General features: G+C 57.5%; 15 protein-coding genes and 1 pseudogene. 8 read left to right on the forward strand and 8 right to left on the reverse strand.

The annotated features are described in order from the left end of the window. Positions 1–77 precede the first annotated feature (77 nt). From lptC to K5D32_RS00300, 8 genes are all read left to right on the forward strand, one after another. Positions 78–650 carry an LPS export ABC transporter periplasmic protein LptC gene (gene lptC, locus K5D32_RS00265; protein ID WP_025261775.1) on the forward strand — a complete coding sequence of 191 codons (573 nt, stop codon included), beginning with the start codon at positions 78–80 and terminating at the stop codon, positions 648–650. After that, entirely contained in the window at positions 637–1,182 is a 546-nt protein-coding gene (gene lptA / locus K5D32_RS00270) for a lipopolysaccharide transport periplasmic protein LptA (protein WP_025261776.1), read from the forward strand. The genes lptC and lptA overlap by 14 nt, the downstream gene beginning before the upstream one ends. Further along, positions 1,183–1,908: an LPS export ABC transporter ATP-binding protein gene (gene lptB / locus K5D32_RS00275; protein ID WP_025261777.1), complete on the forward strand. Its 726-nt coding sequence runs from the start codon at positions 1,183–1,185 to the stop codon at positions 1,906–1,908. 184 nt (positions 1,909–2,092) lie between these two features. Next, positions 2,093–3,586, forward strand: a complete 1,494-nt coding sequence (locus tag K5D32_RS00280) for an RNA polymerase factor sigma-54 (protein WP_025261778.1) — start codon at positions 2,093–2,095, stop codon at positions 3,584–3,586. Positions 3,587–3,662: 76 nt separating this feature from the next. After that, positions 3,663–3,971: a ribosome hibernation-promoting factor, HPF/YfiA family gene (gene hpf, locus K5D32_RS00285; protein ID WP_025261779.1), complete on the forward strand. Its 309-nt coding sequence runs from the start codon at positions 3,663–3,665 to the stop codon at positions 3,969–3,971. 11 nt (positions 3,972–3,982) lie between these two features. Beyond that, on the forward strand, positions 3,983–4,447 hold the full coding sequence (gene ptsN, locus K5D32_RS00290; protein WP_025261780.1) for a PTS IIA-like nitrogen regulatory protein PtsN: 465 nt from the start codon (positions 3,983–3,985) through the stop codon (positions 4,445–4,447). 2 nt (positions 4,448–4,449) lie between these two features. Beyond that, positions 4,450–5,307, forward strand: a complete 858-nt coding sequence (rapZ, locus tag K5D32_RS00295) for an RNase adapter RapZ (RefSeq protein WP_221578360.1) — start codon at positions 4,450–4,452, stop codon at positions 5,305–5,307. A 15-nt stretch (positions 5,308–5,322) separates the two neighbouring features. After that, positions 5,323–5,595: an HPr family phosphocarrier protein gene (locus K5D32_RS00300; protein WP_221578359.1), complete on the forward strand. Its 273-nt coding sequence runs from the start codon at positions 5,323–5,325 to the stop codon at positions 5,593–5,595. A gap of 99 nt (positions 5,596–5,694) precedes the next feature. Here K5D32_RS00300 and K5D32_RS00305 read toward each other — a convergent pair whose 3' ends face one another. From K5D32_RS00305 to pmbA, 8 genes and pseudogenes are all read right to left on the reverse strand, one after another. After that, a complete protein-coding gene (locus tag K5D32_RS00305) occupies positions 5,695–6,096 on the reverse strand; it encodes a type II toxin-antitoxin system HicB family antitoxin (protein ID WP_221578358.1) in 402 nt (133 codons plus the stop codon). Positions 6,097–6,243: 147 nt separating this feature from the next. Continuing rightward, positions 6,244–6,426: a type II toxin-antitoxin system HicA family toxin gene (locus tag K5D32_RS00310; protein ID WP_200994626.1), complete on the reverse strand. Its 183-nt coding sequence runs from the start codon at positions 6,424–6,426 to the stop codon at positions 6,244–6,246. A 115-nt stretch (positions 6,427–6,541) separates the two neighbouring features. Further along, a complete protein-coding gene (locus tag K5D32_RS00315) occupies positions 6,542–7,429 on the reverse strand; it encodes a ZIP family metal transporter (RefSeq protein ID WP_221578357.1) in 888 nt (295 codons plus the stop codon). Positions 7,430–7,456: 27 nt separating this feature from the next. Beyond that, positions 7,457–8,068 carry a superoxide dismutase gene (locus tag K5D32_RS00320; RefSeq protein ID WP_221539856.1) on the reverse strand — a complete coding sequence of 204 codons (612 nt, stop codon included), beginning with the start codon at positions 8,066–8,068 and terminating at the stop codon, positions 7,457–7,459. A gap of 1 nt (position 8,069) precedes the next feature. Further along, positions 8,070–8,531, reverse strand: a complete 462-nt coding sequence (locus K5D32_RS00325; protein ID WP_221539854.1) for a tetratricopeptide repeat protein — start codon at positions 8,529–8,531, stop codon at positions 8,070–8,072. A gap of 24 nt (positions 8,532–8,555) precedes the next feature. Continuing rightward, entirely contained in the window at positions 8,556–9,932 is a 1,377-nt protein-coding gene (locus K5D32_RS00330; protein WP_221598978.1) for an aspartate ammonia-lyase, read from the reverse strand. After that, on the reverse strand, positions 9,925–10,320 hold the full coding sequence (locus K5D32_RS00335) for a FagA protein (RefSeq protein ID WP_200994630.1): 396 nt from the start codon (positions 10,318–10,320) through the stop codon (positions 9,925–9,927). Before K5D32_RS00335 ends, K5D32_RS00330 begins: the two co-directional genes overlap by 8 nt. Before the next feature lie 180 nt (positions 10,321–10,500). Further along, positions 10,501–11,841: pseudogene (pmbA, locus tag K5D32_RS00340) on the reverse strand (metalloprotease PmbA); the annotation flags it as partial. Between the last annotated feature and the right edge of the window lie 65 nt (positions 11,842–11,906).

The raw sequence follows: 11,906 nt of genomic DNA on the forward strand, positions 1-11,906 counted from the left end.
CGATCTGCCAGACTTGTCGCCTGTGCGCCGGGCAACATTGAAGCAGCCCGCCATGCATCCTTATGGAAGCCTTTTCTATGTTCAGTAAGAAAATACGCACGATTCTGACCTTCGGGGTGCTGGCACTGCTGCTTGCTGCAGTCGGCTACTGGAACATCAGCCCGGAAAGCTTCATGGATCAGCCTGTCGCCGCCACCGACGACACCGCCATCGACTATTACGCCATCAATGCCCATAGCGTGCAGTATCTGCCCGACGGCAAGATGCAATACGACATGACTGCCGACAAGGTCGAGCACGTCAAGGCCACGGACATCACCCTGCTGACCAAGCCCGACCTGCACATGTACCGCGGCACCCTGTTCCCGTGGCATGTACAGAGCGAGCGTGGCGAGGTTTCGCCGGGCGGCACCGAAGTCGAACTGATCGACTCCGTACGTGTTGCACGTACCGATGAAAAGCAGCGTACGACTATCATTACCAGCAGTCGTATGACCGTATTCCCACAGAAGCAATATGCGCAGACCGAGCAAGTGGTTAGAATCGACGCCGCTGGCGGTGTAACGACAGCCAAGGGAATGAAAGCGTATTTGAACGACGGCAGGATGGACCTGCTGTCCAACGTAAGAGGACAGTATGAGTCTCGTTAAAACTCTTCCTTTTTTGCTCGGCCTGGGCGCAGCACTGGGAAGCGCGAGCGCCTGGTCCCTGCCAACCGACCGCGATCAGCCGATTCACATCCAGTCTGACGATGCGCAGCTCGATGACAAGAAAGGCGTTGCCACCTACAAGGGCAACGTGATCATCACTCAGGGTTCGATGAAGATCACCGGTAATACCGTGACCATCACTCGTAACGCACAGGGCGAAGTCGACGTATTCACCTCCGTCGGCAACCTGGCCTATTACGAGCAGAAACCCTCGGTAGACAAGCCGATCGTGCAGGCCTATGGCGTCACCATCCAGTATTACGCGGCACAGGATCGCATCGTACTGATCGACAAGGCCAAGGTCATCAACGACGGCAATACCTCCGAAGGCGAGAAGATCGTCTATGACACCGTGAAGCAGGTCGTCACCGCAGGCCGCGCCAATGGCGGCGCCAAAGTGACTGCACCGCGCCCACGGATCGACATGGTCATCCAGCCTAAAAAGAAAACCGAACAGCAGAAGGCCCAGTAAATGGCGACGCTTAAAGCCCAGCATCTGGCTAAAAGCTACAAGAGTCGTCAGGTCGTACGCGACGTAAGCCTGTCCATCGACAGCGGTCAGATCGTAGGCTTGCTCGGCCCCAACGGCGCCGGCAAGACGACCTGCTTCTACATGATCGTCGGTCTGGTACAGGCCGATCAGGGCCGTGTCCTGATCGATGACCTCGATGTCAGCCACCAGCCGATGCACGGTCGCGCCCGCGCAGGTATTGGCTATCTGCCTCAGGAAGCCTCGATCTTCCGCAAGCTGTCCGTAGCCGATAACATCATGGCCATACTCGAGACCCGCAAGGAACTCGACTCAGCCGCACGTCGCAAGGAGCTGGAAAGCCTGCTTCAGGAATTCCACATCACCCACATCCGCGACAACTTGGGCATGAGCCTTTCGGGTGGTGAGCGCCGCCGCGTGGAAATTGCCCGGGCACTGGCCACCGCACCCAAGTTCATCCTGCTCGACGAGCCTTTCGCAGGCGTAGACCCCATCTCGGTGGGCGATATCAAACAGATCATTCATCACCTCAAAGCCAAGGGCATCGGCGTGCTGATCACCGATCACAACGTGCGCGAAACCCTGGATATCTGCGAAACCGCCTACATCGTGAACGACGGGCAATTGATTGCCGAAGGCGACTCGGAAACCATTCTGGCCAACCAACTGGTGAAAGAGGTCTACCTCGGCCACGAGTTCCGCCTGTAGTCGATCCTGTGTGAGCTCTCTTGATGCGAGCTTTGCCTAAGCATCCTGTTGACAATGCATTTTTTGTCATGATGCTCTAGGCAAACACTTCAGATTCAGGCATATAACTTGCTTAAGTTGGCGCTTCGGCGCCCTGTAGTGGATGGCGCATGTGCGCCGGCGAATAAGGTGTTTAGCCCCTGCCATGAAACCATCGCTAGTCTTGAGAATGGGCCAGCAGCTGACGATGACACCGCAGCTGCAACAGGCTATCCGCTTGCTCCAGTTATCGACCCTGGACCTCCAGCAAGAGATTCAGGAAGCACTGGAATCCAATCCTATGCTGGAACGCCAGGAGGAAGGCGAGGACTTCGACAACTCCGACCCTCTGGCCGACAACATTGAGCAAAAGCCCAATACCGAGATCCAGGAGCCCAGCTATCAGGAATCCGCACCCACTGTGGACAACCTGGAAGAGGGTGAATGGAACGAGCGCATTCCAAACGAATTGCCCGTCGATACCGCCTGGGAAGATGTTTATCAGACCAGCGCCAGCAGCCTGCCCAGTAACGATGACGACGAATGGGATTTCACCACCCGCACGTCCGCGGGCGAAAGCCTGCAGAGCCATCTGCTGTGGCAATTGAACGTGGCGCCGATGTCCGACAAGGACCGGCTGATTGCCGTCACCCTGATCGACTGCATCAATAACCAGGGCTATCTCGACGAAACCCTCGAAGAAATCGTCGAAGCCTTCGATCCCGAACTGGATATCGAACTCGACGAGATCGAAGCCGTTCTGCACCGTATCCAGCAATTCGAGCCTGCCGGTATCGGCGCCCGCAACCTGAGCGAATGCCTGCTGCTGCAATTGCGCCAGCTACCGGCCAAGACCCGCTGGCTGAGCGAAGCCCAGCGCCTGGTCACCGACTACATCGACCTGCTGGGCAGTCGCGACTACACCCAGCTCATGCGTCGCATGAAGCTCAAGGAAGACGAACTGCGCCAGGTCATCGAACTGGTCCAGAGCCTCAACCCGCGCCCCGGCTCACAGATCGAATCCACCGAAGCCGAATATGTCGTGCCCGATGTGATCGTGCGCAAGGACAACGAACGCTGGCTGGTGGAGCTGAATCAGGAATCCGTGCCGCGCCTGCGGGTCAACCCGCAATACGCCGGTTTTGTGCGCCGGGCCGACACCAGCGCCGACAACACCTTCATGCGCAATCAGTTGCAGGAAGCCCGCTGGTTCATCAAGAGCCTGCAGAGCCGCAACGAAACCCTGATGAAAGTTGCCACCCAGATCGTCGAACATCAGCGCGGTTTTCTCGAGTATGGCGACGAGGCCATGAAGCCGCTCGTCCTGCACGACATCGCCGAAGCGGTGGGCATGCACGAGTCTACGATTTCCCGCGTGACCACCCAGAAGTTCATGCATACCCCAAGGGGTATTTACGAGCTGAAATACTTCTTTTCCAGCCACGTCAGCACCTCCGAAGGCGGGGAATGCTCTTCGACGGCCATCCGCGCAATCATCAAGAAACTGGTTGCAGCGGAAAATCAGAAAAAGCCGTTGAGTGATAGCAAGATCGCTGGTTTACTGGAGGCACAAGGCATTCAAGTAGCCCGTCGCACAGTTGCCAAGTACCGCGAGTCTCTCGGAATTGCACCTTCGAGTGAACGCAAGCGACTGATGTGATGCAGGCAGAGCCACAGCGTTCCAGCGGCAGGAATGAACTCCTGCTTCTTTATGCACTGGCAAAGGAGAAAGCTGTATGCAAGTCAATATCAGTGGACACCAACTGGAAGTGACCAAGCCCCTTCGCGAATACGTTGAGCTCAAGCTCAAGAAGCTCGAAGGGCATTTTGACAAGATTACTAACGTGCAGGTCACCCTGGCGGTCGAGAAGCTCAAGCAGAAGATCGAAGCCACACTGCACATCCATGGTGGAGAGGTCGTAGCCAACGCCGAACATGACGACATGTACGCGGCCATCGACCTTCTCACTGATAAGCTCGACAGACAATTGCTCAAGCATAAGGAGAAGCAGCAGAACATCCTTAAAGGTGCGACAGCTCGCTGACACTCATCCCAATGATCCGACTTGAAAACATCCTGACCCCCGGCCGTTCATGCGTGAACGTGTCGGGCGGCAGTAAAAAACGTGTACTCGAACAAATTGCCAACCTGATCGGTCGAGAAGTACCGAGCATGGACCAGCAAAGTGTGTTTGAAAGCCTTGTTGCCCGCGAAAAACTGGGATCTACCGGTTTTGGCAACGGCATTGCCATCCCCCATTGCCGCCTTGCAGGCTGTGAAACACCTGTGAGCGCAGTCATGCGCCTGGAATCGCCTATCGATTTCGACGCCATCGATGGTGCCCCGGTCGACCTGCTGTTTGTCCTGCTCGTCCCGGAAGCGGCCACCGATGAACACCTGGAGCTGCTGCGCCAGATAGCCAGCATGCTTGACCGCACTGAAGTGCGTGACCGCCTACGCAGTGCCGAAAGCGGTGAAACGCTTTATCAAGTGGTACTGGACGTACAGAACGGACATTGAGCATGCGCCTGATCGTCGTGAGTGGTCGTTCGGGTTCTGGCAAGAGCACAGCGCTGAATGTGCTGGAAGACAACGGTTTCTATTGCGTGGACAACGTTCCCGCCGGCCTCCTTCCAGAACTGGCAGAGCGTGCGCTGATGAACAGCGAGCTGGCAGAGCCTCTGCTGGCAGTCTCCATCGATGCACGCAATCTCCCGAGCCACCTGACGCGTTTCCCGCAGATCCTCGCCGAACTTCGTGCACTCAATATCCAGTGCGACGTGCTCTACCTGGACGCCGACGAAGCGACGCTGCTCAAACGCTTCTCCGAAACCCGTCGTCGTCATCCGCTGAGCACGGCGAACCGATCGCTGGCTGAGGCCATACACGACGAAACGACATTATTGGGACCGATCATCGATCTGGCCGATCTCAAGATCAACACCACGCACCTGAACCTCTATCAGCTACGCGACACCCTCAAGCTTCGCCTGCTGAACAGGCCAGAAGCCGGTACCGCCTTCCTGATCGAGTCGTTCGGTTTCAAGCGCGGCATGCCGGTCGATGCCGATCTGGTGTTCGATGTGCGCTGCCTGCCCAACCCTTACTGGAAGCCGGAACTGCGCGATCACTCAGGCCTTGATGCCCCCGTTGTCGAATACCTGTCAGCACAGCCTGATGTCGAAGAGATGTTCCAGGACATTTTTTCCTACCTCAACAAATGGCTGCCTCGTTTCGCTGCCAGCAACCGTTCATACGTCACCATTGCCATTGGCTGCACAGGCGGGCATCACCGCTCCGTCTACCTGACAGAGCGCCTGGGTCAGGTCCTGCAACAATCACTCAAGAACGTTCAGGTCCGCCACCGCGACCTCAGCTGAAGGATTTTCACTGCGATGCCCGCTCGTCAAATCACCATCATCAACAAACTGGGCCTGCACGCCCGCGCAGCCGCCAAGTTCGTTGGCGTAGCAGGCAAGTTTCCTTGCCAGATCAGGGTTGGCCGCTCACCGGAGAGCATGGTCGACGGCAAGAGCATCATGGCCGTGATGATGCTGGCTGCCGGCAAAGGCACGGATATTCACCTGCTGACCGAAGGCGAAGGCGAGCAGGAAGCTCTGGACGGGCTGATCGAACTGATCAATAACAAGTTCGATGAGGGCGAGTAAGGCACCGATTGGCTAATGCCAGGCAGTCAAGAAGCTTGGGGAAAAATCCATGGGAGGGACCTTGGCCGCGCCCTTCACCTTGACTGGCACATTCCTCAATCAGGCACACAACTCGCGCAGTGCAGCAGTAGCCAGAAAGCCTGATCGCGAAGCGTAGCGGTGATCCTTCTGAACCTTTTCATCAATCCTGTTCAGAAGATGCTCTGGCAGAGAAGCGTTAAACCTCACCGACTTCCCCAGATAAGGAGTCAAGTCGAAGTCAACCAAAGCCCATATGCCATCTGCGTAATCCGGATTACCGAGATGCGCGTCTACTTCTTGCGCCTGAGGTAAAGCCTCATCATCAGCAACGAGCCCCTCCAGGTGCAGCGCCAGTGCTTCGTGTACATTTTCAAGCGCTTGCGAGAAGGTGGTACCGGCCGAGAAGCAGCCAGGCACATCGGGCACAGTCACACTAAAATCAGAGTCGGCATCTTTATGTATTACAACCGGGAATTTCATTAACGTAATTCTCCCTTGAGAATTAAAGCGCTCGTTACACAGAGCCCTTGAGAGCAGTAACTGTAGGTTTGAGAGCCCCGTAAGGCCGCTCAGTCGCCCAGTACTACTTTACTGACACCCTACCGGACCTCGGTAGTCACTCCGAACTCACTTGAGGCCGGCGCTTTTCAATATGTTGTGTAGCGTTCCTTTAGCTATTTCAGACTTGGGGTGTGGAACAGTCACCCGGCCTTTTTTAGTTGGATGTTTGAACTGATGATGGCTTCCCTTCACCGCCACTTCAAACCATCCATCCGCCTCAATCATTTCAATCAAATCTCGACTTCGCATCTGCCCACTCATCACGCCTTATGGTGTGTACGATACACACGCATAATGACTTCGTCAAAGCAGAATACACACGATACACAATAATTTTGTCAGCGCTCTCACGGCTGCTGCCCCTTCAAACCAGCGCCGTATCCAGCACCATCATCAAGCAAAAACCTGCAATCAATCCCAGACTGGCAATCTTGTTATGCCCGTTCAGGCGGGACTCAGGGATGATTTCATGGGTCACCACCAGCAGCATTGCGCCAGCCGCCAGGGCCAGACCGAATGGTAGCAGTTGCTCGGCAATGCCCACCAGCCAGGCACCGAGCAGGGCAAAGAGGGGTTCGACGAGGCCGGAAGCCGCGCCAATCAGGAACGCCTTGCCGCGCGACATTCCAGCACCTGCCAGCACCATGGCGATCACCAGCCCTTCGGGGACGTCCTGCAAGGCAATGCCGATGGCCAGGCTATCAGCCTCCGACAGGCCACCACCCGCCGAAACGCCAATCGCCATGCCTTCCGGGATGTTGTGAGCCACGATGGCAATCACGAACAGCCAGATTCGTGGAGCAATCACAGGATGTTCGGGAGTGCCGCTCAATGGCGAGCCTCTGGAGACGCTGTAATCGACCATGAACAGGCACAAGGCTCCCAGCACAATGCCCGCGCTGATCAGGCCACCCGCGCCCCAGGCCGAAAAACCAAGACCTTCGGCAGCTTCAAGTCCCGGCACAATCAGGGAAAACGCCGTCGCTGCCAGCATGACACCAGCACCGAAGCCGAGCAGTCCATCGGACACCATGATCGGCATGTTACGGATCACCAGTACCGGGACCGCCCCCAATGCCGTGCCCAACGCACAGATCGCGCCGCCTTCCAGCGCCCGCATCAGGCGCGGCTCAAGGTCGAGCCAGGCCAGCCCTTGTGCGCCCAGCAATGCCATGCCGGCCAACAGCAGAACTGTCCCGATCGCCAGACGAAACAACCGCACGCTGCTGACTGTAAGTATTTCCGAACGCATAAACTGCCTTAGGTCTTTATTGGAGAATCAGGCCACAGCGGCCTGGTAGCGCCGGGATACCTCATCCCAGTTGACCACGTTGTAGAACGCGTTGATGTATTCGGGGCGACGGTTCTGGTAGAGCAGGTAGTAAGCGTGTTCCCAGACGTCCAGGCCGAGGATCGGCGTGTTGCCGTTCATCAACGGGCTGTCCTGGTTACCGCTGCTTTCCACCACGAGCTTTTTCTCGGGCGTCACGCTCAGCCAGGCCCAGCCACTACCGAAACGGGTCAGGGCCGCTTTGGTGAAAGCGTCCTTGAAACTGTCGAAACCGCCCAGTTGCTCATCGATAGCCTTGGCAACCTCACCTTGAGGAAGACCACCGCCGCCAGGAACCATGACGGTCCAGAACAGGGTGTGGTTGGCATGGCCGCCACCTTGATTGATCACCGCCGGGCGCAGTTTTTCAGGCAATTGCTGGACGCTGGCCACCAGTTTCTCGATTGGCCACTCAGCGAACTCGGTGCCCTCGACAGCGGCGTTGAGGTTGTTGATGTAGGTCTGATGGTGTTTGGTGTAATGGATTTCCATGGTTTGCGCATCAATGTGCGGTTCCAGGGCGTCGTAGGCGTAAGGTAGTGCAGGCAAGGTATAAGGCATATCAATGTGCTCCGTAGAAAAGGCCAGGAGTGGCGGCTGAATCTCGCTGCAACGATGAGCGCGTATGCTCGCCGTTGCTGTTCAGCAATCTATGCGTCCTTGGGTATTCGCCGTGTTCGCTGATGAAGCCCAACAGTTCGGCATAGGTCTTGTTGCTGTGGCGCAGCGCGGCCTCACGCAAGGCCTTGGGCAGACGCGGTTCCTGCATGGTTTGCAGCAGGTGTTGATGGATCGCGCACAAATACTCGGCGCTCTCCTCCGGCTGCCCCAGGCTCAGGTGCAGATCGGCCAGGTTGTGATGGGAAATGACACAGGCCGCGACCGCTTCGTCGGCATCCGGCCAGCGTTCAAACAGCACTTGAGCCAGTGCCAGCGCCTGAAGGTAAAGCTCGCGGGCCTCGACCCACTCACCCTGGTTGAAACAGCGATTGGCCAGTTCGATGGTGCGTTTCCAATGCTGCATGACATACCTCCAGGCGGGCTTGAATCAGATGCCGCCAGCAGTGAGTTTTTCGGGATTGAGCAGCACTTCCAGCTGACTACGCTGCAAATCGGTGTGTTCAAGGGCTACATCGATGATCGGACGTCCTTGCTGGTACGCCTTCTTGGCGATTTCGGCGGCCTTCTGGTAGCCGATGATCGGATTGAGCGCCGTCACCAGGATCGGATTACGCGACAACGCTTCCTTGAGCTTAGCTTCGTTGACCTTGAAGCTGGCTATCGCTTTGTCAGCCAGCAGACGACTGGAGTTGGCCAGTAATTCGATACTACTGAGCAGATTCTGGGCGATGATCGGCAGCATCACGTTCAGCTCGAAGTTGCCGGACTGCCCTGCCACGGTAATCGCCGCATCGTTGCCGATGACCTGCGCCGCAACCATCGCGGTCGCTTCCGGGATCACCGGATTGACCTTGCCCGGCATGATCGACGAACCCGGCTGCAAGGCCTGCAGCTCGATCTCACCCAACCCGGCCAGCGGGCCGGAGTTCATCCAGCGCAGGTCATTGGCGATTTTCATCAGGGAAACAGCTGTTGCCTTGAGCTGCCCGGACACGGCCACGGCGGTGTCCTGGGAACCGATCAGGGCAAAAAGATCCTTGCCCGGCTCGAACTGCACGCCACTCAAAGCGCTCAGGTGCGTGCTGAAACGCTTTGCGAATTCAGGATGCGCATTGATGCCGGTGCCCACTGCCGTGCCGCCTTGAGCCAGGGCCTGCAGGCTTGGCTGCAGACCTTGCAGATGTTCGATGTTGGCGCGGATCTGCTGAGCCCAACCATTGAGGACCTGGCTCAGGCGAACCGGCATGGCATCCATCAAGTGGGTACGCCCAGTCTTGACGAAGGCGTGTACCTGCACAGCCTTGTGCTCGGTGACCTGAACCAGATGATTCAGGGCCGGCAGCAGTTGTTCGTGCAAGGCCAGGGCAGCGCTGACGTGAATGGTAGTCGGAATGATGTCGTTGCTGCTCTGGCCACAGTTGACGTGATCGTTCGCATTGACCGTTTCACCCAGCACGCGGGTCGCCAGGGTGGCAATCACCTCGTTGGCGTTCATGTTGGTGCTGGTGCCGGAACCCGTCTGGTAGATATCCACCGGGAAGTGAGTCATGAAATCACCGGTCAGCAGCTCTTTCACGGCGCTGACTATGGCTTTGCTCTGCCCTTCGCTGATCTGCTCCAGCTCAAGGTTGGCTTGAGCCGCTGCCGCCTTGGCCAGCAACAGCGCACGAATGAACTGCTTTGGCATGCGCTGCTGGCTGATCGGAAAGTTATCCACCGCACGCTGAGTCTGTGCGCCATACAAGGCCTCTGCCGGGACCTGCAATTCGCCCATGCTGTCGCGTTCGATACGGGTATTACTCATCGGAATGTCCTTGCACCAGTTCAGTGAGAGAAATCGAAGGCTGCAAAACGCAGGACGCCAGTTGATGCGCGCAGGCTGCCCAGCGTTGCTGTCGTGCGGGTGTGGAAGCCAGCGCCTTTACGTCGCGCAACGGCCGCCAGGCCTGATCCAGACACAGGCAGCGCCAGTGCCACGGCAAGACCGTGTCGCGTGCCGTGTCCATCAACAGGCGGAAAGTGGTTTCGGCGATAAGCATCTGTGGCGTAGCCGTGAAACGCGCCAGATAGCGCCCTTCGGCCAGGTAATGATCGATGAGGCGCGGTTCATCAGGCTCAAGGGCACAGCGAATCCGCAGACTCAGACCGCGCCAGTTTTCCAGGTAAGGCAGCTCGTGTAACACAGACCCCATGACCGCATCTCATTTCGGAAATGATATTCATTATTGAATGAGATTAAGAATCAAAACAAGTGTGTAGTTTGAGCGAACCGAAAGAGGAGGATATGAAAAGAGGAATGGAGGGATGGTTTTGATGCAATGGATTCGGTCCCCCCCTTGGAGCGGAGTCATTTTCGGAGAGGGGATTTTGGTACCCGCCCCAGTCATGCGCTCGATCAGCACCGAGCCTGTTCGAATGTTGCTGCGCAGTTCAAGATCGCTGCCAATCGCGACAATCTGCTTGAACATTTCACGCATATTGCCGGCAATGGTCACTTCCTGAACCGGGAACTGGATCTCGCCATTCTCGACCCAGAAACCCGCCGCGCCACGGGAGTAATCACCGGTCACGATGTTCAGGCCACTGCCCATCAATTCGGTGACCAACAGGCCGCGCCCCATGCGACGGATCAGTGCAGCCTGATCTTCGCTGCCATGAGTGACGAACAGGTTATGCACGCCACCGGCGTTCGCCGTGCTGGGCAGGCCCAGTTTGCGGCCTGAATAGGTGCTCAGGATGTAGGAAACCAGCGTGCCGTTTTCCACAAACGGCTTGGCGTAAGTCGCCAGGCCATCGCCATCGAAAGCGGAGCTGCCCATGGCGCGCATCAGGTGCGGACGCTCATCAATGGTCAGCCACTCGGGGAACAGCCGCTCCCCCAACGTGCCTTCCAGGAAGGAAGACTTGCGGTACAGGTTGCCACCGGCAATGGCTGACAACAGGCTGCCGAACAGGCCGCCCGCCATCTCGGCCGAGAACAGCACCGGAACCTCGCAGGTCGGAACAGGACGCGCGCCCAGACGACTGGCAGCACGTTGTGCAGCCTTGCGACCAATGCTCTGGGGATCTGCCAGCAGAGTGCCGATACGGTTGACGTCATACCAGTAATCACGCTGCATCTGGCCTTCACCTTCGGCGATCATCACGCAACTGAGGCTGTGACGTGTCGAAGCGTAACCACCGACGAAACCATTGCTGTTGCCATAGACCCGGCAAGCCTGATGGGTGTTGAGCGTGGTGCCATCGGCGTTCTTGATACGGCTGTCGGCGTCAAAGGCTGCGGCTTCACAGATCAAGGCCTGCTCGATGGCCTGCTCGGGCGTGATATCCCAGGCATGGAACAGATCGAAATCCTTGTTCTCTTTGGCCATCAACGCGGCATCGGCCAGACCGGAGCTTTCGTCCTCGGAAGTATGTTTGGCGATGGCCAAGGCTGCTGCCACGGTTTCGCGAATCGCGCCTGCGCCACTGGCCGAGGTGCTGGCCGAGCCTTTGCGCTGCCCCAGGTACAAGGTGATACCAAACCCCTGGTCGCGGTTGAACTCTACGGTTTCCACTTCGCGCTGACGAACGGATGTCGACAGCCCCTGCTCCAGCGACACGGCAACTTCACAGGCACTGGCGCCCTGGCGCCTGGCTTCGGCAATGATCTGCTCGACCTGTTCCTGCAGTTCGGGCAAGGCCTGAGGGCCGACGCTTTGGGTTGCACTCATGATTTTCTCCATCAAATTCTGCTTTCGGCACACGCCGAATACCGACCGGACCGGACAAGCGGCCC

Source organism: Pseudomonas cichorii (genome assembly GCF_019719005.1).
GTDB lineage: Bacteria > Pseudomonadota > Gammaproteobacteria > Pseudomonadales > Pseudomonadaceae > Aquipseudomonas > Aquipseudomonas cichorii_E.